At 28.3% G+C, this 22,159-nt stretch carries 20 protein-coding genes and 1 other RNA gene; 15 read left to right on the top strand and 6 right to left on the bottom strand.

Features of this window, described 5'->3' with window-relative positions; all coding sequences use genetic code 11:
- The first annotated feature begins 25 nt into the window (after positions 1-25).
- The gene (locus AC5SLN_RS04940; protein WP_494591472.1) at positions 26-1,477 is read left to right on the top strand and encodes a hypothetical protein; all 1,452 of its coding nucleotides are present in this window, start codon (positions 26-28) and stop codon (positions 1,475-1,477) included.
- Here AC5SLN_RS04940 and fumC read toward each other — a convergent pair.
- On the bottom strand, positions 1,465-2,853 hold the full coding sequence (gene fumC / locus AC5SLN_RS04935; RefSeq protein WP_494593030.1) for a class II fumarate hydratase: 1,389 nt from the start codon (positions 2,851-2,853) through the stop codon (positions 1,465-1,467). The two genes, AC5SLN_RS04940 and fumC, sit on opposite strands and share 13 nt — an antisense overlap.
- Before the next feature lie 66 nt (positions 2,854-2,919).
- Between fumC and AC5SLN_RS04930 the strand changes: the two genes are divergently transcribed.
- On the top strand, positions 2,920-3,291 hold the full coding sequence (locus tag AC5SLN_RS04930) for a pyrophosphohydrolase domain-containing protein (protein ID WP_494591466.1): 372 nt from the start codon (positions 2,920-2,922) through the stop codon (positions 3,289-3,291).
- Here the strand turns inward: AC5SLN_RS04930 and ssrA are convergent.
- Positions 3,290-3,591, bottom strand: a transfer-messenger RNA (tmRNA) gene (gene ssrA / locus AC5SLN_RS04925). The two genes, AC5SLN_RS04930 and ssrA, sit on opposite strands and share 2 nt — an antisense overlap.
- Before the next feature lie 16 nt (positions 3,592-3,607).
- Between ssrA and thyX the strand changes: the two genes are divergently transcribed.
- Entirely contained in the window at positions 3,608-4,555 is a 948-nt protein-coding gene (gene thyX, locus AC5SLN_RS04920) for an FAD-dependent thymidylate synthase (RefSeq protein ID WP_494593029.1), read from the top strand.
- Between the two features lie 16 nt (positions 4,556-4,571).
- On the top strand, positions 4,572-6,530 hold the full coding sequence (locus tag AC5SLN_RS04915) for an acyltransferase family protein (RefSeq protein WP_494593028.1): 1,959 nt from the start codon (positions 4,572-4,574) through the stop codon (positions 6,528-6,530).
- On the opposite strand, the gene AC5SLN_RS04910 is transcribed toward AC5SLN_RS04915, so the two are convergent.
- Complete coding sequence (locus tag AC5SLN_RS04910) at positions 6,511-7,392, bottom strand: Mrp/NBP35 family ATP-binding protein (protein ID WP_494593026.1); 882 nt, start codon at positions 7,390-7,392, stop codon at positions 6,511-6,513. The two genes, AC5SLN_RS04915 and AC5SLN_RS04910, sit on opposite strands and share 20 nt — an antisense overlap.
- Here AC5SLN_RS04910 and hflK point away from each other — a divergent pair, their 5' ends adjacent.
- From hflK to AC5SLN_RS04855, 11 genes are all read left to right on the top strand, one after another.
- Positions 7,393-8,493: an FtsH protease activity modulator HflK gene (gene hflK / locus AC5SLN_RS04905; RefSeq protein ID WP_011281404.1), complete on the top strand. Its 1,101-nt coding sequence runs from the start codon at positions 7,393-7,395 to the stop codon at positions 8,491-8,493.
- Positions 8,493-9,359: a protease modulator HflC gene (hflC, locus tag AC5SLN_RS04900; RefSeq protein WP_018414329.1), complete on the top strand. Its 867-nt coding sequence runs from the start codon at positions 8,493-8,495 to the stop codon at positions 9,357-9,359. Before hflK ends, hflC begins: the two co-directional genes overlap by 1 nt.
- A gap of 9 nt (positions 9,360-9,368) precedes the next feature.
- Positions 9,369-9,554, top strand: coding sequence for a DUF2065 domain-containing protein (locus AC5SLN_RS04895; protein WP_271479618.1), 186 nt, complete (start codon positions 9,369-9,371; stop codon positions 9,552-9,554).
- 1 nt (position 9,555) lies between these two features.
- Complete coding sequence (locus tag AC5SLN_RS04890) at positions 9,556-10,968, top strand: Do family serine endopeptidase (protein WP_494593024.1); 1,413 nt, start codon at positions 9,556-9,558, stop codon at positions 10,966-10,968.
- 2 nt (positions 10,969-10,970) lie between these two features.
- Positions 10,971-11,912 (top strand): tRNA (adenosine(37)-N6)-dimethylallyltransferase MiaA, encoded by a 942-nt coding sequence (gene miaA / locus AC5SLN_RS04885; protein WP_494593022.1) that lies wholly within the window; start codon positions 10,971-10,973, stop codon positions 11,910-11,912.
- Between the two features lie 19 nt (positions 11,913-11,931).
- Complete coding sequence (locus AC5SLN_RS04880) at positions 11,932-13,698, top strand: acetolactate synthase 3 large subunit (protein WP_494593021.1); 1,767 nt, start codon at positions 11,932-11,934, stop codon at positions 13,696-13,698.
- Entirely contained in the window at positions 13,699-14,247 is a 549-nt protein-coding gene (gene ilvN, locus AC5SLN_RS04875; RefSeq protein WP_494593019.1) for an acetolactate synthase small subunit, read from the top strand.
- 20 nt (positions 14,248-14,267) lie between these two features.
- The gene (ilvC, locus tag AC5SLN_RS04870; protein WP_494593017.1) at positions 14,268-15,287 is read left to right on the top strand and encodes a ketol-acid reductoisomerase; all 1,020 of its coding nucleotides are present in this window, start codon (positions 14,268-14,270) and stop codon (positions 15,285-15,287) included.
- A 31-nt stretch (positions 15,288-15,318) separates the two neighbouring features.
- A complete protein-coding gene (locus AC5SLN_RS04865; protein ID WP_494593015.1) occupies positions 15,319-17,067 on the top strand; it encodes a hypothetical protein in 1,749 nt (582 codons plus the stop codon).
- 48 nt (positions 17,068-17,115) lie between these two features.
- Positions 17,116-17,355, top strand: coding sequence for a hypothetical protein (locus AC5SLN_RS04860; RefSeq protein WP_494593013.1), 240 nt, complete (start codon positions 17,116-17,118; stop codon positions 17,353-17,355).
- A 381-nt stretch (positions 17,356-17,736) separates the two neighbouring features.
- Positions 17,737-18,588: a CDP-glycerol glycerophosphotransferase family protein gene (locus AC5SLN_RS04855; RefSeq protein WP_494593011.1), complete on the top strand. Its 852-nt coding sequence runs from the start codon at positions 17,737-17,739 to the stop codon at positions 18,586-18,588.
- A 31-nt stretch (positions 18,589-18,619) separates the two neighbouring features.
- Here AC5SLN_RS04855 and AC5SLN_RS04850 read toward each other — a convergent pair whose 3' ends face one another.
- Genes AC5SLN_RS04850 through aepX form a run of 3 tightly spaced genes read right to left on the bottom strand, consistent with a single transcriptional unit; the run spans position 18,620 to position 22,130 of the window.
- Positions 18,620-19,723, bottom strand: coding sequence for an iron-containing alcohol dehydrogenase (locus AC5SLN_RS04850; protein ID WP_494593009.1), 1,104 nt, complete (start codon positions 19,721-19,723; stop codon positions 18,620-18,622).
- Complete coding sequence (gene aepY, locus AC5SLN_RS04845) at positions 19,724-20,824, bottom strand: phosphonopyruvate decarboxylase (RefSeq protein ID WP_494593008.1); 1,101 nt, start codon at positions 20,822-20,824, stop codon at positions 19,724-19,726. It abuts the gene before it with no gap.
- Entirely contained in the window at positions 20,817-22,130 is a 1,314-nt protein-coding gene (gene aepX, locus AC5SLN_RS04840; RefSeq protein ID WP_494594199.1) for a phosphoenolpyruvate mutase, read from the bottom strand. The genes aepY and aepX overlap by 8 nt, the downstream gene beginning before the upstream one ends.
- Between the last annotated feature and the right edge of the window lie 29 nt (positions 22,131-22,159).

The following is a 22,159-nucleotide window of genomic DNA, read 5'->3' as shown; positions in this document are numbered from 1 at the left end:
GCTATTAAAACCTTCAATGTGATTTATGAAACAAATTGTTAAAAATTTTAATAACTTAATTAAAAAGACAATATTCAAACTTAAAAAAAAAACAAATAATAAGTTTCATGTTAGTACTTTTAATAAATATATAATAACCGCAATTAGTATATTATTTGCCTATATTTTTTATTTATTAATACCTCTATTGTATGACAAAAATTGGGTACAAAATAAGATTGTTAGTAAATTAAGCTCTGAATTTAATATAAATTTAACTAACTCTTTTGATATCTCATATCGCATTTTACCAAAACCTCATTATTTAATTAGAGACAGCAAAACTTCTTTAGCAGAGATTAAAACATTAAATGTTTTAATTAGTCAAAATAATTTTTTCAATAAGGATAGTATTAGAATAAACGAAGTATTTATTGAAGAGGCAAATTTTTCTTTATTAAGTAATGATTTAAAACCACTTTATAAAGACAGTGAAAATAAATTTTCTAAAAAAAAAATTAAAATTAATGATAGTAATGTTTTTTTTAAGAACAATTTAAACGAAGTAATTTCAATTATAAAAATCTCCAATGCATTTTTATTTTTTGATGAAAAAAATTTATTTAATCTTTTTGATTTAAAAGGAGAAATTTTTAATATACCTTTTGAATTAAATTATCAAAATACAATAAATTCACAAAAAAATATTAAGATAAAGGCTTCCGATATTAAACTTAAAATTATAGACAAATTTTTTAAAAAAGATGAAGATTTAAACAGTGGAATGAATAATATTTCTATACTAAATTCATCTATCAATACGAAATACAGTATTAAGGATCAAATAGTAATATTTCAATCAGATGGCTCTAAAACTCTTAACTCTAAAATAAACTATAATGGACAACTTGCAATAAATCCATTTGATCTAAATCTAAAAATTAATTTATACGATTATAAAATTTCAAATTTATTTACACCAAACTCTATAATCAACGAATTTATTAAATCAGGTTTATTATTTAATGAAAATATTAGTGTACACACTTTAGTAAATATTAAGTCTACAAAAAAAGATAAAATCTTTAATGAAGCTAAACTGAAGTTAAAAATTTTAAATGGCAAAATAAGTTTTGATAAATCAATATTTATCAACAATAATATTGGTTTAATAGAAGTTTCTAATAGTGATTTATTTTTAGAAAACGATAAATTAATTTTATCAGCTAATTTATCAATAGATATTAAAGATCCTGATAGATTGTATTCTTTTTTAAGCACCAATAAAAGATTAAGAAAAGATATTAAAAACATCAAGCTAAATATAATTTATGATTTTCTGGGTAATGAAATTACTTTTAAAAATATTAAGATAGATGACAACAAGGTGAGTGATCAATTCTATAATATAGCTGAGGGTTTTAATGATAATAGTTCTAATAATTTGACTAAAAGTAGAAGATTATTAAACGAACTAATAGGTCTTTATGAGGGGTAGATCATTTTTTTAGGATCTACTATTTTCTCATAATCTTTTTCATCAACAAGACCTGTTTTAAGAGTTTCATGTTTTAGTGTTGTCCCATTTTTTAAAGCTACCTTTGCAATTTTTGCTGCATTATCATATCCAATGTGCGGGGCTAGCGCTGTTACTAGCATTAAAGAATTATCCAGATGCTCTTTAATTCTTTTCTTGTTAGCTTTTATTCCTTTAACACAATAAATTGCAAAATTTTTAGTACTATCAGCAATAAGATCTATCGATTGAAGTACATTATGAGCAATCATTGGCTTAAATACATTCAATTCAAAATGCCCGTGCGATCCAGCAATTGTAATTCCAGTATGATTGCCTATTACTTTGGCACAAACCATTGTTACTGCCTCACATTGAGTAGGGTTAACTTTTCCTGGCATAATAGATGAACCAGGTTCATTTTCTGGCAATATTAATTCACCATATCCAGCACGTGGCCCTGAACCTAAAAATCTCACATCATTTGATATTTTCATTAATGCAACAGCACAAGTATTTAGTGTACCTGAAAAATTTACAATAGAGTCGTGAGCTGCAAGTTCTGCAAATTTATTTGGAGCTGGTTTAAAGGGGATTTTTGTATATTTAGCAATCTCTTTAACAATTTTTTTATCAAAACCTTTTTTAGAGTTTATACCTGTCCCAACAGCCGTCCCGCCTTGCGCTAAAAAATATACTTCTTTAAGTGAAAGCTCTACTCTTTCAATGCATTTTTTTAGCTGTACCTGGTAGCCTGAAAATTCTTGCCCAAGTGATAATGGTGTTGCATCTTGTAAATGGGTTCTACCAATTTTAATAATATTTTTAAATTCTTTAGATTTTTTTGCTAATTCTTTTTCTAAAATTTTTAAGTTAGGTAATAGTTTTGATATAGTCTCTTGAGCAACGGATATATGCATAGCTGTTGGAAAAACATCATTTGTTGATTGAGATTTATTTACATGATCATTTGGATGAACTGGTTTTTTTGAACCTTTTTTTCCACCCAATATTTCAATTGCTCTGTTTGCAATTACCTCATTAACATTCATATTAGTTTGTGTGCCAGATCCTGTTTGCCAAACCTTTAGAGGAAAATTTTCATCTAGTTTTCCTTTAATAACTTCATCTGAAGCTTTAATTATTGAATTAGTAATTTTTTTATTTATTTGCTTTTCTTTATAATGCACTAAAGCAGCAGATCTTTTAATGATCGCAATAGATTTTATTATAGAAATATTAACTAAAATTTTTCCAATATTAAAAAACTTATTAGATCTTTGAGTTGATGCACCCCAATACTTATCGTTAGGTACGTTGATGCTTCCAATACTGTCAAACTCTTTTCTTAATTTCATTGATTAATATATAATTAGTAATTTAATATACTTATATATTAATTATTAAAAACTTACAGGAGCTAAATGTCAAATTTTAACAAAGTAAAAACTTTTATGGAAACCTTTGGTCAAGAAGTCAAAACTAAGCCATCTTTTAGCACTGATAAGATCAATAGTCTTAGATATGATTTAATAAAAGAGGAATTAGAAGAGCTTAAAGAAGCAATGGAAAATAAAGATCTTTTAGAAGTTGCAGATGCTTTAACAGACATATTGTATGTAACTTATGGTGCCGGACATGCGTTTGGTATTGATCTTGATAAGTGCTTTGAGGAAGTGCAAAACTCAAATATGAGTAAGTTAGGTGAAGATGGTAAACCAATTTATAACGAATCTGGAAAAGTTATGAAGGGCCCTAAATATTTTAAACCTGATCTAACTAAATTTATAAATTAGTAGGGGCGTTCTGTTACCCGGTGCCCCAGACCGTGCTTCTATAATTAACCTAAGTTAATTATGCAGCAATAGCGTAACTTTCGTTAGCATTTAAAGTTTAGCCCGTTACGGTGGAACAATCCCGAACGAAAGAATAGCCTTTAGTCACCCGTCGATCCTATTTCACCCCCGTAAGTTGTAAATGGTGGAGGTGGTGGGTACTGCCCCCACGTCCGTAATGGTTATTACGAAATTCGTTTATCGTCGTAGTTGGCAAGCCAACACTATTAATATAAAAGCATTTGAAAGAGATTCAATAAAAAAAAATTCAAAAAAAATGAAATTAACTACAGAACAAGCGCAAGAGATCAAAGATCAACAATCTCAAGAAAATAAAACAAAAAGAGTTACCGCGCCTGCACTTGAAAACATTCTTTATGAGGCAATGCCTGCACTAGATCATGGCTTTGTAAGGGTAGTAGATTATATGGGTGATGACACATCAATTGTTCAATCAGCTAGAGTTTCTTATGGAAAAGGTACTAAAAAAGTTTCAACAGACGCAGGCTTAATTAAATATTTAATGAGACATTGGCACAGCACTCCATTTGAAATGTGTGAAATCAAATATCATGTGAAGCTTCCAATTTTTATTGCTCGTCAATGGATAAGACATAGAACAGCAAATGTTAATGAGTACTCAGCTAGGTATTCAATTTTAGATAAAGAATTTTATTTGCCATCTGCAGAAAATTTAGCAGCTCAATCTTCAAGCAACAGACAAGGTAGAGGTGATGTTATTGAAGGTGAACAAGCAAAAGAAGTTTTAGAACTTTTAAAAAATGATGCTGACAGAACTTATGATAATTATGAAATGATGTTGAATGAAAGATTTGACGGATCAACTATTGATGAAAATAAAAAAGGGTTAGCAAGAGAACTTGCAAGAATGAATTTAACTTTAAACACTTATACCCAGTGGTATTGGAAAACTGATTTATTAAACTTAATGAATTTTTTAAGATTAAGAGCTGATAGTCATGCTCAGTATGAAATAAGAGTTTATGCTGACATCATGTTAAACACTGTTAAGAAATGGGTACCTATAACTTATGATGCATTCATGGATTATAGAGTAGGGGGCACAGAAGTTTCAGCTAAAGGAAAAATTATCATTCAAAAACTTATTAAAGGTGAAGATGTTAATCCTGATAGTGCAGGCTTATCTAAAAGAGAATGGAATGAGTTGATGATTGCTTTTGATTTGAAAAATAAAGTTGTTTAAAAATTAATGAATTAAAATGATCAAACTTAAGTATCGTCCAGAAATCGATACATTAAGAGCAATAGCTGTATTAGCTGTAATAATTTATCACGCAAATTTTTATTTATTTGGTAATCTAGTTTTTTCAGGTGGATATTTAGGTGTTGATATTTTTTTTATAATCTCTGGATACTTAATAACTTCTATAATTTTAAAAGAGCTAATAGAGAAAGATAGTTTTTCATTTAAAAACTTTTATATAAAAAGAATTAAAAGAATATTACCAGCCTTATTATTTGTAATGCTGGTGTCAATCCCTTTCTCTTGGATCTATTTATATCCAACTGACCTAGTAAGTTTTTCAAAATCAATTTTATATTCTTTAGGATTTACCTCGAATTTCTATTTTCATTTTTCTGGCCTAGAATACGGATCTCCTGAGGGCTTATTGAAACCTTTTCTACATACCTGGTCCTTATCAGTTGAGGAACAGTATTATATTCTATTTCCAATTGGGCTAGTGCTTGTATTTAAGTTTCTAAAAAAACATCTTCTTTATTTTTTTTTAATTTGTTTTGTTATCAGCTTATTATTGGCTGATTGGGGTAGTAAAAATTATCCTTCAGCTACTTTTTATTTTCTACATACAAGAATCTGGGAATTAATTCTAGGTTCATTACTCGCATATTACGAAATTAAACTAGGTCATAGAGGGCAAAACAAAATTCTCTGTCAAATATTCCCAATTCTAGGTTTAACGTTAATTGTTTATTCATTTTTTTCTTTTGATGGCAAAATTTTTCACCCATCATTTTACACATTGATACCAGCAATAGGTGTTAGCTTAATTTTATGGTTTAGCTATGAAGACAATTTTATACTAAAGATATTATCCTATAAAGTATTTGTTAAAATTGGTTTAATCTCTTATTCCCTATATCTTTGGCATTATCCAATATTTTCATTTGCAAATCATTTAGAAATTTTTTTTAATAATAATTTAGAAAAATTTTTATTAATATTATTGACATTTATTTTATCAATATTCACATATTATTTTATTGAACAACCAGTTAGAAAAAAAGTTTCTCTAAAGATTATCATTTCTTCATTAACAATAATTTTTTTCATTATTGCGACTTATTCGGTATCCGTTATTACAATGGAGGGGTTTACTAATAGATTGAAAGTAAAAAATTACCAAAAGAAACATACCTTTCTTTATTTAGAGCAAGATAATAAAGCTTGTTTTGGCAGAATTTGCAATTTTGGATCAAAAGAAAAAAAAATAATTTTGTTAGGTGACTCACATTTGGGAAGTCTTGCATACGATCTTTATGATAAAACTAAATCTGACTATTCCTTTTTAAGCCTTACTAGTGCAGGATATTTTCATTTAAAAAATGTTAACCAAATAAACAAACATTCAAAAAAAATTAATATAGATTATGATAATTTAAGAATTAAAATTGATGAGATTTTAAAAAAATCTAAAGATAATATAATAATTTTAGGTGGTGCAACTTCGTTATATTTTTATAACAAAAGAATAGAAGATAGAGCTTTACATTGGGATAATCTTTTTGTTGATAAAAAATCTAAAAAACATAACCCACAAGTTGTTGAACAAGCTTTCATTGATATTATTGATGAATTATCAAAAAATAATGAGGTGATCCTCTTATACCCTATTCCTGAAATGGGTAGAAATTTACAGAAAAAAAAATTTGAAAATATGGTCAGAGTATTTAACTATAAGTATTCAGATTTTTTAAAGCAGAATAAAGAAGTAATTGAATTTTTTGATAGCATAAACAAGCCCAGAGTTCATAAAGTTTATTCATATAAAGCATTTTGTAACAAAGAATCTATGCCTTTATGTTCAACTCATGATAAAAATAACTTTTTCTTTTATGATGGATATCATCCTTCACTTATAGGTGCAAAAATGATTAATGATTTAATTATTAAAAAAATTAATTATCTAAATAAGTAGCTCTTATTTTTTTAGCAAAGTCTAAATATATTTTAGAGATTTCATGTTCAGGATTAGCTTCTACAATTGGTTTTCCTTCATCGCCACATTTACCAACTTCAGGATTTATTGGAATTTCTCCTAGGAATTCTTTTTCAAACTCTTCAGCAGTTCGCTTAACTCCACCTTCACCAAAAATTTTATATTTTTTCCCATCATCACCAGTGAAATAGCTCATGTTATCAACTAAACCTAAAATTTTAACTCCAAGCTTGTCAAACATTTTAATCCCTCTTTTAACATCAAGAAGAGCTACTTCTTGAGGAGTTGAGACAATAATTGCTCCATCCATCTTAATTTCTTGAGAAAAAGTTAATTGGGTATCTCCAGTTCCTGGAGGCATATCAACAATGATAAAATCTAAATCTTTCCAACCAACTTTTTGTGTAAAGGTTTTAATTGCACTAGTAACCATAGGTCCACGCCAAATCATTGGTGTTTGCTGGTCTGCAAGAAAACCAATGGACATACATTGAATGTCATATTTTGTAATTGGAGTTAAGGTTTGACCATCACTTTTTGGTTTTTCATTAATATCAAACATCTTTGGAATTGATGGACCATAAATGTCAGCGTCAAGTAAACCAACTTTACAGCCAATTTGTTTTAATGCTAAAGCAAGGTTGGTTGCAAAAGTTGATTTTCCAACTCCTCCTTTTGCACTTGAAACAGCTATTGTAAATTTTGTTCCTAAAATTGGGTTCTTTGTGAACTTTCTAGGTTCCAGTTTTTTTTTCATTGCGTCACTTAGTTCTGGCTTTTTATCTGTCATATTTTTATCATTACTTGTTTTTTGTGAGAAAGACATTATATACTTTGTCATATGTCAGACGATTTTCAAGGTAGAGGCGGAAGCCCATGGGGAACACCTCCAGGAGGAGGAAATGGTTCGGGAAAAGGACCTACACCACCTGATGTAGATGCAATTATTAGAGATATTCAAAGTAAAATAAATAAATTTTTACCTGGTGGAAGTTCATCAGGAGGAAAACCAATTATATTAGTTCTAATTATTTTAGCCTTCGTATGGTTAGCAAGTGGCCTATATAGAGTACTTCCAGATGAACAAGGTGTTGTCCTTAGATTTGGTAAGTTTATTAAAACTACACAACCAGGATTAAATTATCATATTCCTTTTCCAGTAGAGGCTGTTGAAACACCAAAAGTTACAAAAGTTAATAGAATGGATATTGGTTTTAGATCTGAAAGAGAAAGTGGTTTTTCACAAGGTGGAGGAGTGGCAGATATCCCTCAAGAAAGTTTAATGTTAACAGGGGATGAAAATATTGTTAATATCGATTTTTCAGTATTCTGGATAATTAAAGATGCAGGAAAATTTTTATTTGAGGTCCAAGACCCAGAAAGCACTGTGAAAGCTGCTGCAGAAACTGCAATGAGAGAAGTTGTTGCTAAAAGTAATATTCAATCAATTTTAACTGAAGGAAGAGCTAAAATTGAAATTGAAACACAAGAAATTATTCAAAAGATATTAGATGAATACAATAGTGGTATTCAGGTAACTCAAGTACAAACGCAAAAAGCAGACCCACCTAATCAGGTAATTGATTCTTTTAGAGACGTGCAAGCTGCAAGGGCGGATATGGAAAGATCAAAAAATGAAGCCGAGGCTTATGCAAACGACGTGATCCCAAGAGCTAGAGGAGAAGCTGCAAAAATTATGCAAGCAGCTGAAGCTTATAAACAACAAGTGGTTGCTCAAGCAGAAGGTGAAGCTAGCAGATTCGTATCTATCTATGAAGAGTATGCAAAAGCAAAAGAAGTTACTCAAGAAAGAATGTACTTAGAGACTATGGAAAAAGTTTTAGCTGATATTGATAAAGTAATTATAGAAAAAAATGCAGGTTCAGGTGTGGTGCCGTATTTACCATTACCAGAGCTAGGTAAAAAAAAGGCAAGTAACTAATGAAAGTACAAAAAATTTTATTACCAATAATTATTGCAGTAGGAGCGTTAGCGTTTCTATCTATGTTTATAGTTAAAGAGACAAACCAAGCGATTGTTCTTCAATTTGGTGATCCTAAAAGAATTATTACAAAACCAGGTTTAAATTTTAAAATTCCTTTTATTCAAAACGTAGTTTTTCTAGATACAAGAATTTTAAATTTAGATACACCACCAGAAGAAGTTATTGCATCAGATCAAAAACGTTTAATTGTTGATGCATTTGCAAGATTTAGAATTGTAGACCCTTTAAAATTTTATATTTCAGTTGGCAATGAAAGAGTTGCAAGATCAAGACTAGCAACAATTATTAACTCAAGACTGAGAAATGTACTAGGTCAGCAAGAATTACAAACTTTACTTTCAAAAGACAGAACTAAACAAATGGCTTTAATACAAGAAGGTGTAAATACTGAAGCTGAAAGTTTTGGAATTAAAATAGTAGATGTTAGAATTAAAAGAGCGGACCTTCCACAAGCAAACAGTGATGCAATTTATAGAAGAATGCAGACTGAAAGGGAAAGAGAAGCAAAAGAATTTAGAGCAAAAGGTGCTGAGATGGCAGTTACAATTACTTCAACCGCAGACAAGGATGTTTCTGTAATTTTAGCAAATGCTAATAAAGAATCTGAAATCATGAAGGGTCAAGGTGATGGTGAAAGAAATAAGATCTTTGCAGAAGCCTTTGGAAGAGATGCAGAATTTTTTGCTTTCTACAGAGCGATGCAAGCCTATGAAACTGCTTTAATTGGTGGACAGACATCTTTAATTTTATCACCTGACAGTGAATTCTTTAAATTTTTTGGTAACATAAAACCTAAAAATTAATCTAAAATAATGAGAGAGCTAATTATAGCTTTTGGACTTTTTCTTTTTATAGAAGGAATTTTATATGCCTTATTTCCATCAAAAATGAAAAGTATGTTAAAAAAAATGGAGATGATAAAAGATTCACAATTAAGAAGTGGTGGGTTAATTTTTGCAGTTATAGGTTTTATAATTATTTGGTATATAAAAAGTTAAAATGAACAGAATTAAAAAATTATTTATTATATTTTTTGCAATAAGTTTTGCATCACAAGTATTAGCAAAAGACGCACCAGCTTCATTTGCGGATCTGGCAGAAAAATTAATGCCATCTGTTGTAAACATTTCTACAACGACAACAGTTACTACAAATTCTAATCCATTTCCTGGTTTTCAATTTCCCCCAGGATCACCTTTTGAAGATATGTTCAAAGAATTTGGAACACCTCAAACAAGGAAGTCTGCTGCACTAGGCTCAGGATTTATAATAGAAGAGAGTGGAATTGTAATCACTAACAATCATGTTATTCAAAATGCAGAAGATATTTTAGTTCGAGTTGATGGTGATAAAGAATATAAAGCAACAGTTGTTGGTGCTGATCCCTTATCTGATATTGCAGTCCTTCAAATAAACTCAAAAGAAAAATTTGCACCAGTTAAATTTGGAAATTCTGATCAAGCGAGAATTGGTGATTGGGTTATTGCAATCGGTAATCCCTTTGGCTTAGGAGGAACGGTTACTGCAGGAATAATATCAGCAAGAAATAGATCAATTGGTCTGTCTCGTTATGAAGATTACATTCAAACTGATGCATCAATAAACTCAGGAAACTCAGGCGGACCTTTATTTGATATGAATGGTGATGTAATTGGAATTAACACAGCAATTTTGGGTAAAGGTGGCTCTATTGGGATAGGTTTTTCGATACCATCGAACGATGCAAAAAGAGTTGTAAATCAATTAATAGAATTTGGTGAAACTAAAAGAGGATGGCTGGGTGTTAGAATTCAGGTAGTTTCTCAAGAAATTGCTGAAGTTGAAAAATTAGATGAACCTAGAGGAGCATTAGTTGCTAGTGTTGCAGAAAATAGCCCATCTGACAAAGCAGGAATTAAAGCAGGAGACATTATATTAGAGTTTAATAACACTAAGATTAAAGAGATGAAAGAATTACCAATAATTGTTGCACAAACAGAAGTTGGTAAAACTGTAGATGTTAAAATCTGGAGAAATAAAAGAGAGATTACTAAAAAAATTAAACTAGGAAGGCTTGAAACTTCAGAGGATTTTAAAGTAGAAAAAAAAGAAACCAAAGAAGAAACACCTGAAATTTCTGAAATTAAATCTTTAAAAATAATTGTAAGACCATTGAACGATGAAGATATTGAGCAAAAAAAATTACCCAATCAAACAACAGGTTTAGTTATAACAAATATTGGAAAAAATAGCCCAATAGATTACTTAAATGTTGGAGATGTTATTGTTGAAGCTCAAAAGAAAAAAATAAAATCTACTAAAGATCTTGAAGATATTGTAGGCACTGTTTTAAAATCTAATCAAAAAACTATTTTGATTGTAATTTATAACAATCAAAACCAAAGAAGATATATTGGTGTTAAGCTAGATTAATAATGGACAAACAGTCCAAAATTATTCTGATTTCAGGACCGACTGCATCAGGTAAATCAAATTTAGCTGTTAAGATTGCAAAAAAAATTGAAGGAGAAATCATCAATGCTGACAGTATGCAGGTTTACAAAAAATTAAAAATATTAACTGCAAGACCCAACAAGCAAGAACAAAAAAATATTAAACATCATCTATATGGATTTGTTAATTTAAATGAAAAATTTTCAACTGGACAATGGTTAGAACTCACAATTAAAAAAATTAAAAATATTCAAAAAAAGAAAAAAATTCCAATTTTAGTTGGTGGAACAGGTCTATATTTTCAATCATTAATCAACGGACTAGTTAAAATTCCAGAGATACCCCTTAAGTTTAGAAACAAAGTTAGACTAATGTCTAAAAAAGAAGGACAAAAAAAATTTTATAAAAAACTTTTAAAACTTGATCCTAAAATTAAAGACAAATTTGATCCAAATGATACTCAAAGATCCATAAGAGCTTATGAGATTAAATCTTATACAAATATATCTATGTATGATTGGTTAGCTAAGACTAAATCTGAATTTAAAGATAGTGATTTTTTAAAACTCTATATTGAAACAAAAAGAGAAAAACTTGTTGAAAGAATTAATTTAAGAACTTCTAGCATGGTAAATAGTGGAGCCATTTCTGAAGTTAAAAAATTTCTTAATCTAAAAATTAAAAAAGATCAGAGTGTAAACAAGGTAATTGGGATTGCCGAATTGACACAGTATCTAAATGATGAAATTACCTTGGATGAAGCAGAAGAGTTAATATCAATTAAAACAAGACAATACGCTAAAAGACAAGCGACTTGGGCAAGAACTAGGATGACATCGTGGATTAAAATTGATCCAATCAAATTAGATGGTTATATAAAAAAATTAAAAAAATCTTCTCTTAAACTTGACCAATTAACATAAAGTCCGATAGATTGCCTGGATGCCAAAATTATATTCAGGAGCAGAGATAGTATTTAAGTGTCTTGAAGACCAAAAAGTTGAACATATTTTTGGATATCCAGGTGGAGCAGTTCTTCCTATCTATGATGAACTAAAAAATCATCCAACTATAAAACATATTTTAGTTAGGCATGAACAAGGAGCAGGTCATGCTGCAGAAGGTTATGCAAGATCAACTGGAAAACCAGGTGTTGTATTGGTTACTTCAGGACCGGGTGCAACAAATGTTGTAACCGCATTAACCGATGCATATATGGATTCAGTTCCTCTAGTTTGTATTTCAGGACAGGTACCTACACACTTAATTGGAACAGATGCCTTTCAAGAATGCGATACTACAGGAATTACAAGACCTTGCACCAAACATAACTGGTTAGTTAAAGATATAAATGATTTGCCAAGAATTATGCATGAAGCCTTTGAGGTTGCAACAACAGGAAGACCAGGACCAGTATTAGTTGATATTCCAAAAGATATTCAATTTGCAAAAACAAAATACTCAAAACTAAATAAAGATAAAAAAGTTGTTACTAAAAATTTAAATAGATTTAATCAAAAAGACATAGATCAACTTATTGATTTAATGAGTAAGTCTAAAAAACCAATATTTTATACTGGCGGTGGAGTAATTAACTCAGGACCCAAAGCAAGTGAATTATTAAGAGAACTAGTTTCTTTAACAGGGTTTCCTATAACCTCAACTTTACAAGGCCTAGGTGCTTATCCTGGAAATGATAATCAATTTTTAGGAATGCTTGGAATGCATGGAACTTATGAAGCTAATAATGCAATGCATGACTGTGACTTATTAATTAATATTGGTGCAAGATTTGATGATAGGATCACAGGAAAAATAGATGAGTTCTCCCCTAAATCAAAAAAAGTTCACATTGATATAGATCCATCTTCAATCAATAAGATAGTTAAAGTTGATTTATCAATAGTTGGTGATGTATCAGATGTAATCAGTTTAACGACTAAAACATTAAAAAAGAAAAAATTAAATCTAGAAAAATCTAATAAACAAAAAATTTCAAACTGGTGGCTACAAATTGAAAAATGGCGTACTAAGCAATCTTTAAGTTTTGTGAACAGCAATACAATTATTAAACCTCAGTATGCAGTTCAACGATTGTACGAATTAACAAAAAATAGTGACACTTATATTACAACTGAAGTCGGACAGCATCAAATGTGGGCAGCACAACATTATAAATTTGATAAACCTAATAGATGGATGACATCTGGGGGTCTTGGAACAATGGGTTACGGATTACCAGCAGCTATTGGTGTTCAGGTAGCTCATCCAAAAAAACTAGTGGTAGATATAGCAGGTGAAGCCTCAATTCTTATGAATATGCAGGAGATATCAACGGCAGTTCAGTATAATTTGCCAATAAAGATATTTATTTTAAATAACCAATATATGGGAATGGTTAGACAGTGGCAGGAGCTACTACATGAAAAAAATTATTCTGAAAGTTATTCAAAAGCTTTACCAGATTTTGTTAAATTAGCAGAAGCTTATGGATGTGTTGGTATTAGAGCAAAAGATCCAAGTGAATTAGATGAAAAAATTGAAGAAATGATTAACACAGATAGACCTGTTATTTTTGACTGTCTTGTAGATCAAGGAGAGAATTGCTTTCCAATGATCCCATCAGGAAAACCTCACAACCAAATGCTTTTAGGTCCAAAGGATCAGGATGCAAATAAAATTACAGGAAAAGGAAAAGCGTTAGTTTAAATGGTAAAATCTAAATCCGCATATAGCACACCAAGTAAATTTGGAAAAATTGATACACACATTATTGTTGTATGGGTTGATAACGAAGCAAGTGTTTTATCAAGAGTGGTAGGGCTATTTTCAGGTAGAGGATATAATATTGAATCCTTAGCAGTTGCTGAAGTTGACCATAAAAAAAATCTTTCTAGAATTACTATTGTTACAACAGGGACACCACAAGTTATAGAACAAATTGTATTGCAGCTCAAAAAATTAGTTCCAGTGCATAATGTTGTTAATTTTAAAAGAGAAGATAAAAAAGTGATATTTAAAGAAATGGCCCTATTAAAAATTGTTGCAAATTCTATCAAAATTAAGAAAGCTTTAAATGCTTGTAAAAAGTATAATCCAGTTATATTAGATCAGACAAATAAATCTGCTGTAATTCAAATTACAGCATTAAGAAGAGAAATAGATAGTATGATAAAGAATTTAAAACCACTTGGTCTTGTCAGCGCCTCAAGAACTGGAGCGGTAGCAATGACTAGAGGTGCAGAAATTTTAAATTAATTACCAATAGGAGAAAAAAAATGAAAATGTTTTATGAAAAAGATGCAGATGTAGATTTAATTAAAAGTAAAAAAATAGCAATTTTTGGTTATGGGAGCCAAGGACATGCACATGCACTAAATTTAAAAGATAGTGGAGCCAAAGAAGTTGTTGTAGCGCTTAGAGATGGTTCAGCAAGTAAAGCAAAAGCGGAATCAAAAGGATTAAGAGTAATGAATATGTCAGATGCGGCTGAATGGGCTGAGGTTGCAATGATATTAACTCCAGATGAATTACAAGCTTCAATTTACAAAAATCATATTGAACAAAGAATTAAAGAAGGCACAAGTTTAGCCTTTGCTCATGGATTAAATATTCATTACAAACTTATTGATGCTAGAAAAGATTTGGATGTATTCATGGTTGCACCAAAGGGACCTGGGCATTTAGTTAGAAGTGAGTTTGAAAGAGGTGGTGGGGTACCATGTTTATTTGCTGTTCACCAAGACGGAACAGGTAAGGCAAGAGATCTTGCATTATCTTATGCATCAGCAATTGGAGGTGGAAAATCTGGTATTATTGAAACAACTTTTAAAGACGAATGTGAAACTGATTTATTTGGAGAACAATCGGTTCTCTGTGGTGGACTAGTAGAACTGATTAAAAATGGCTTTGAAACTTTAACTGAAGCGGGCTATGAGCCTGAAATGGCATATTTTGAATGCCTACATGAAGTAAAGTTAATAGTTGATCTAATTTATGAGGGTGGAATTGCTAATATGAATTATTCCATCTCTAATACAGCAGAATATGGTGAATACGTATCAGGTAAAAAGGTTGTAGATAGCGAAAGCAAAAAAAGAATGAAAGAAGTTTTAGCTGATATTCAATCTGGTAAGTTTACTAAAGATTGGATGAAAGAATGCGAAGGTGGACAAAAGAACTTTTTAAAAATGAGAAAAGATCTTGCGGATCATCCAATTGAAAAAGTAGGTGCTGAGCTAAGAGCTATGATGCCTTGGATTGGTAAGAAAAAATTAATAGATAGCGATAAAAGTTAAGATAAAACTAGTCTACAATTAAAAACAAATAATGAATAAAATTTTTAACAGATTAAATTTAAATTCATTTACTTTAAGTTTATTAGTCATTGTTATTATTCCTTTAAATTTATCAAGAACTAATGATTATGTTTACCCTTTAGAATTATTTATATCTTTGATGTTAGTAGCTATAATTTTAAGTTTAATTTTAATCGTTTTTTCTATTTTAATTTTAAATATTCCCCCTAAGTATAATATTTATTCTACTTTTTCATTTTTAGTGGGATTTTTATTATTGTGGGTATTTATGATGGGAAATTTTTTTCCCGTAACAGGAGTACCTGGTCCATTTAGCTTAGATTTATCAGTTAGATTAAGATATATAATTTTACTTAAAGTAGTCTTTTCTTTTTTATTTTATTTTTTTTTAATAAAGAAAGATAAAAATAATTATTTTTTTAGGTTTATTTATTTTTTTGTTTTAGCAAACATAATATTTTTATTTTTAAATATTCAATATGATTATAAAAATAAAAATTATAAATATAGCTTAAGTGAATTTGGTAACAAAAACTTAATCGTTTTAAGTTTTGATGGAATTTCAGGCCATAAGATATATGAAGAAGTAATCAAAAATAAAGAACTTTATAAAAATCTAAAAGATTTTAAATTTTATAAAAATACTGTTACAGGAGCTCCACACACTCAGCCTTCAATAAACCTTGAGATTAATGGAAAATTAGAAAATAATTATTCAAATAATATTTTAAATCAAAAAGATATAAATACTCTAGTTTATGGCACCTATACCACTGCCCTTTCAGACAAAAGTAAAGGAGTTTCGGTGAGTTTATTGCAAGATTATAGTACAGCTTTCAAAGTAAATAATTTTTTCCAAAGTTTCATAATTTCATCCACTGGAAGATGGGGCACACCAGCATTTGTAATTTTAATAGAGCCATTAATATATACACAAATATATTTAGACTTTATAAATCTAATTTCTTTTAATAATAATAACAAGCCTAACCCGTATAACTTTTTTAAATCATTTTTAGGTGTAAATTTATACGAATACGACGAAATTTTTGACAATGTAACCTATAATGAAAATTTAGATAATGTTATACGTATGTATCATTTTAACTTTAGTCATTGGCCGATTAAAGTTAATGAAAATTGTAAAGAAGTAAAATCGCTTGATGATAGAATAAGTTCTTATGATCATGAGTCTATTGTGATAAAATGTATATCAAAAAAAATAATTAAATTTTTAAATAATTTAAAAAATAATAAAGTATACAATAACTCGATGATAGTTATTAAATCAGATCATGCAAAACCAAACTGTATAGAAAGAACTCATACAAAAGATAACATATCTGATTTTTTTGGACAAAGAAAATGTAACAAATACTATAAGGATTACCCTTATACAGAAAAATTAAATAATAATTTTTATTGGGGTTTTGGAAGATATAAGCCTTTCATTATGATAAAAGATGTCAATCAGACGAAAGATGAGGTTAAAATCTCAAACAAGCAAGTTTTTTTGCATGATTTAAGCCCAACTTATTGTAAGTTTTTTTTTGAGTCTGATAAATGTGATTATTTAAATAAAAATAACCTTGTAGAAGATGAGGAACAATTTAGCATAAATAGTTATGATATTTATATTCCAAAATTAGAATATCCATTTCTTACCACACAATCTTACGCTCTAAAAAAATATACAATGTCAAGTGATGCAACCTTTTTGGATTTTATAAAGTTAAATAAAATTAATTCAAATGATTAAAAATTTATTTAATATTGATTTATCAAAAAAAAGCATTAAAGATAAATTATGATAAATTGTAGAGTATTAACTTTAATCTTTGTATATCTATTTTGTAGCATATCAAATGCAAATGCTTATTTAGATCCAGGAACTGGAAGTATTATTTTGCAAGCAATTTTAGCATTTATTGCTGGAGCAGCTGTTACCGTTTCTCTATGGTGGATGAATTTTAAAATATTTATTAAAAAAATTTTTAGATTAGACAAAAAAAATATTAATGAAGACACTAAAGAGGATAAAAAATAAAAATATATATCAAGAAATTTTTATAAATTGCATAATTAATAACTTTAAAGATAATATTTTTAATTTGAGAATGTCTAAGCAAAATAATTAAACTAAATAATACAAGTGTTAAAAAATTTTATAGAATCATTAATAGGGTTAATAAAATTTATTAAACTCAGTAAAGAAGAAAAAGAATTCGTTTTTTATAGTGAGTCCAGATTTTATAGAAATTATTATTTTGATTTAATTTTAAATTTAAAAAAAATAAATCAAAATAATATAGTTCTTATTACATCAGACAAATATGATTTAAAATATTTTAAAAATGAAATAAAATGCATATATATAGGTAATTTTTTTATATTAACTTACTTTTTTAAAACTCTAAATTGTAAATTTATGATTATGACACTTACAGACTTGGGTAATCATTTTCATAAATCTAAATTATGTAAATATTACGTATATATTTTTCATTCAATGGGTAGCACTCATCAACAATACACTAATCAAGCTTTTAAAAATTATGATATAGTCTTAGCTAATGGAGCATATCAGTCTAAAGAACTAAAATTAACAGAAATAAAATCTGGCTTTCCTAAAAAAGAAATCATTAATTCAGGATATATATTTTTAGATAATCTAATAGCAAAAGCAAATTTAAACTTAAAAGAATCTAAACATATTTTATTTGCACCATCTTGGAATTATAATAAAGAAAATCTATTTGATGATTATAGTATTGATATTATATCGTATCTATTATCGGAAGATTTTAAAATAACACTAAGACCACACCCCGAACATTATAAAAGATCCATCAAAACAATTAATAAAATTAAAAATTTATTTTCAACTAATCAAAATTTTATTTTAGATAAAAACTCTAATAATTTAAATTCATTAGAAAAATCTGAAATTATTATAACTGATAACTCAAACATAGTTTTTGAATATATGTTTGTTTTTAAACGACCTGTTATATATGTAGACCATAAAAGAAAAGTACATAATATTGATAAAGATAAAATTAATATATCTACTATTGAAGAAGAATTTAAATCAACATTTGGTAATATAATTAATGCTAATGATTTAAAAAATTTACCACAATTATGCAAGCAACTAATAATAAAAAAAAATATATTTGATCAAAAAGTTGATATATTTGCTAAAGAATATTTATCAAACATTGGTAATTCTGCATTTTTTGCAGCAAATTATTTAAATAAAAAATCGAAATCCAAATAAATACTTCCTAACGTTTAAAAGTAAATTTTATTTAAGTTGTTTTGGAAATAATATTGTAAATGTCTTTAGCATCAATTTTGACTGGATTATTACCAAGTCTTAATAAATTTATGCCTTTGATTATTTCTTCAGAGCTTTGTTTTATATCTATATTAAGTTTTTGTAGATCATCTTCCAATTTGGCTTGTTTTTTAATTGATATTATTTTTGAACTAAAATTATTAATATTTTTTACATCTAACAAATTAAATATTAAATCAAATCTTTGTTTAAGATCAAATGAAGTTTCTGATCTTTGCACGTTTTCATAATTAAATTTAAAAAACTTTTCAAAAAATAATCCCACAGCATGGCCGTGACTTATATTAAATAAAGAAGTAAACGGATAAGATGTAGCATGTGGAACAGTAGTTTTGGATATACTAATTGCTTTTCCAGCTAAATTAGAAGCTATACTCATTTCAGTGGCATTTTTTAGATTAGGTTCATTTAAAAATGAAATATAGCTATTTACAGAAATTCTTAAAGATTTTGAAGCATATTCTACACTTTGATCGTTTGATTTTTTAGAAACTAATGACTCTAAAGCTTGTGCAATAGCATCAAAACCAGCTGATGCTTTTATTTTATTTGGTGCTGACATTAAAAACTCTGGTATTAAAAAAAAATTATCAGGTAATAAAATTTCACTCTCAAAAGAATGCTTAATACCATCCACATAAATAACAGCATTAGAAGTAACTTCAGCACCAGATCCAGCTGTAGTTGGTAATACAGCTAATTTCGTATACCTCTTTTTAAATGGATAGCTGTAGTTAACAATTAAATCAGCAAGATCATCTCTGACGTCTACAACGTTAGCAATTTTAGCGTAGTCTATGACCGCACCACCACCTACTGCCAATATCAAATTGGGTTTAAAATCTTTAATTGCATTTATAATATCAATTAATTCTTCTAAAATTGGTAGCTCTGAATTTTTATAAAATAATTTAGTTTCTTTGTTATTTAACAATTCTTTAAAAAAAATTTCTGCACCAGATGTAACAAAAGATTTTTTACCACACAAAACAAAGATCTTTCTAAAACTAGTGTCATTGATAAACTTTTTTATATCTTCAGTAGAATTAATCATTTATTTCATAAATAATTTTTTGATCTTGATTAGATCAGTTGGTCTAGGTAGTTTTTTAATTTTACTATTAGAAACTTTAACCTCTAAAAAACCTAAACTATTTCCACGTAAAAAATTCTTAATATCTTTTTTTAAATTTTTATCATTTTTGATAGAATAAAATTTTTTAAACCCTAGGCTTTTCGACAATTTTTCAAAATTTATATCATTTGCGTGTGTATTTTGACCTCCTACAGAATCGTGAGAATTGTTATTAAGTAAAATATATTTGAAATTTTTATTAGCAAAAGTTCCAGCAGTTTTAATAGCACCAAGATGCATTAAAATAGATCCATCACCATCAATACAAACAGTCTTTTTTTTACTAGATAAAGAATAGCCTAATGCAACAGAAGCTGCATGACCCATTCCACCAACCATATAGAAATCGCTACTATTCTTAATTTGATATTTATCTCTTAAATACATTAGTTCTCTAGAATTGTATCCTGTACTTGAGATAATTTTTGTATTTTTTTTTAATGTTTGTAATAAAGTTTTTAAGAAAAATTCCTTATTTAGATTGTAAAAGTCTTTTTTTTTATTTTTTCTTTTAATTTTTTCTAGTGTTCCTTGTTCAATTAAACATGCAACAATACAATTATTTCTTTTTGCTATTTTAATTTGCTTATCAAATTTTTTTAAATCCACACTGGATCTAACAATAGTATATTTGATATTCAAAAGTTTTAAAATACTTTCAGTAATTTTACCTTTTACATTATGTTGTGGTTCATCATTAACTCTAGGTGACCCTCTCCAGCCAATAATAAGAATAAGAGGTATTGAGTAAACTTTTTCATGTGCAATGGAAATTAATGGGTTTAAAGCATTAGACAGACCAGAATTTTGCATATAAATGCACGGCATATTTTTTGTTGAAAGATAATGGCCGATACCCAATGAAACAGCAGACCCCTCATTTGTAGCAATAATATGATCTTTCTTGGTTTTACTTTGTAGACGATATGAAAGTTCTTTTAAAACACTATCAGGAACACCTGTAAAAAAATTAACATTATTTTTATTAAGTAAGCTAATTAAAGAATTAACTTTAATCATTTTTAATTAAATTGATAATTTCTTTGATTGGAATTATTTTTTTTTCTATTTCAAAAGCTCTGCTATTTTCAAGAATTTTTCTTGCTGTAAATTGCATGGCGGGATAAGCAGCTCTTAACAACTGGTTTGCATAAATAACAAGTTTAAAGCCATTTCTAATTAAATCTTTTTCATAAACCTTAGAATATGTTGAGGGTACAGACACTAGGGGTATAAAATTTTTACTTTTTCTAAATTCTCTTGCGAATGAAAATATTTCAGCTGGAGTTTTTTCTTTACTATGAATTAAAATGGCATCAGCACCTGCTTTGGAGTATACCTCAGCTCTTTTTAGGGCATCTTTCAAGCCCTTACCAACTATAAAACTTTCAATTCTTGCTATCACCATAAAATCATTATTTTTTCTAGATTTACAGATTTGTTTAATTTTTTTAGCAAAAAGTTCTGGTTTATCCTGTTTTGTATCTCTTTGGTTTTTAAATAATGAATTTTTCTTTAGACCAATTTTATCTTCCATAATTACCGCAGAGGCTCCTAATCTTTCTAAAGATCTTACTAAAAAAGGAAGGTGTTCTAACTGACCACCATTATCGGCATCAAAAACTAATAGTTTAGACGTAACTTCCATCATGTTGTTTAATGAGGATAGTCTTGTAGAAAAATCTACAGATGAATTATCAGGTTTACCTTTAGTCGCAGAGTCAGTTAGGCTTGATGACCACATCCCATCAAATTCATTTTTTTTATTTTTTTTTATTACTGAAACATTCTCAATAATCAAACCTGTAAGAGAATTATGAGATTCAAGAATTCTTACTATATCTTTAGAATTAATTAGTCTTTTTAATCTTGATACTCGGTTTTCTGGAGAAAGAACTTCTGATATTTTATTTTTAATTATCGTTGATGAAATATTTTTTGTATATTTTGGTTCTATTAATTTACCAGACCATTTTTTCAATGCTTTAAGTACTCCATCTCTTGTTTTTTTTTGAATACCTGTTTTCCAGTCATCTCCATGAACTACATAATTGGGCTTGATAAGGTTAAGATTATAAACATAATCTAGTGTTTTTTGAGGAATAATTTGATTCACATACTTTATATTCTCAAGAACAACACTTCGCTGTTTAAAATTTAGATAAGGAATACCTTTATACGATGCAATAGCTTCATCTGTTAATAACCCAACTATTACATCACCGTATGAATTTGCTATTTTAAGTATATTGATGTGTCCCTCATGTAAAATATCTGCGGATAAACCGACATAAACTTTTTTTTTTTCATTTTTAAAATAATTTATTTTAATGTTTATATATTAATTATTACATA

The sequence above is a fragment of the Candidatus Pelagibacter sp. PS_31 genome (assembly GCF_059417865.1).
The sequence above is the reverse complement of the archived record's forward strand: the minus strand, read 5'-3'. Positions and strand labels throughout refer to the sequence as shown.

Bases quoted from the DNA above. Each gene is read 5' to 3' on its own strand.
- AC5SLN_RS04855 (WP_494593011.1), top strand. From the start codon at position 17,737: ATGATTATGACACTTACAGACTTGGGTAATCATTTTCATAAATCTAAA.
- hflK (WP_011281404.1), top strand. From the start codon at position 7,393: ATGTCAGACGATTTTCAAGGTAGAGGCGGAAGCCCATGGGGAACACCT.
- ilvC (WP_494593017.1), top strand. From the start codon at position 14,268: ATGAAAATGTTTTATGAAAAAGATGCAGATGTAGATTTAATTAAAAGT.
- AC5SLN_RS04860 (WP_494593013.1), top strand. From the start codon at position 17,116: ATGATAAATTGTAGAGTATTAACTTTAATCTTTGTATATCTATTTTGT.
- ilvN (WP_494593019.1), top strand. From the start codon at position 13,699: ATGGTAAAATCTAAATCCGCATATAGCACACCAAGTAAATTTGGAAAA.
- AC5SLN_RS04940 (WP_494591472.1), top strand. From the start codon at position 26: ATGAAACAAATTGTTAAAAATTTTAATAACTTAATTAAAAAGACAATA.
- AC5SLN_RS04865 (WP_494593015.1), top strand. From the start codon at position 15,319: ATGAATAAAATTTTTAACAGATTAAATTTAAATTCATTTACTTTAAGT.
- thyX (WP_494593029.1), top strand. From the start codon at position 3,608: ATGAAATTAACTACAGAACAAGCGCAAGAGATCAAAGATCAACAATCT.
- AC5SLN_RS04910 (WP_494593026.1), bottom strand. From the start codon at position 7,392: ATGACAAAGTATATAATGTCTTTCTCACAAAAAACAAGTAATGATAAA.
- miaA (WP_494593022.1), top strand. From the start codon at position 10,971: ATGGACAAACAGTCCAAAATTATTCTGATTTCAGGACCGACTGCATCA.
- AC5SLN_RS04850 (WP_494593009.1), bottom strand. From the start codon at position 19,723: ATGATTAATTCTACTGAAGATATAAAAAAGTTTATCAATGACACTAGT.
- hflC (WP_018414329.1), top strand. From the start codon at position 8,493: ATGAAAGTACAAAAAATTTTATTACCAATAATTATTGCAGTAGGAGCG.
- AC5SLN_RS04930 (WP_494591466.1), top strand. From the start codon at position 2,920: ATGTCAAATTTTAACAAAGTAAAAACTTTTATGGAAACCTTTGGTCAA.
- AC5SLN_RS04915 (WP_494593028.1), top strand. From the start codon at position 4,572: ATGATCAAACTTAAGTATCGTCCAGAAATCGATACATTAAGAGCAATA.
- AC5SLN_RS04895 (WP_271479618.1), top strand. From the start codon at position 9,369: ATGAGAGAGCTAATTATAGCTTTTGGACTTTTTCTTTTTATAGAAGGA.
- AC5SLN_RS04880 (WP_494593021.1), top strand. From the start codon at position 11,932: ATGCCAAAATTATATTCAGGAGCAGAGATAGTATTTAAGTGTCTTGAA.
- AC5SLN_RS04890 (WP_494593024.1), top strand. From the start codon at position 9,556: ATGAACAGAATTAAAAAATTATTTATTATATTTTTTGCAATAAGTTTT.
- aepY (WP_494593008.1), bottom strand. From the start codon at position 20,824: ATGATTAAAGTTAATTCTTTAATTAGCTTACTTAATAAAAATAATGTT.
- fumC (WP_494593030.1), bottom strand. From the start codon at position 2,853: ATGAAATTAAGAAAAGAGTTTGACAGTATTGGAAGCATCAACGTACCT.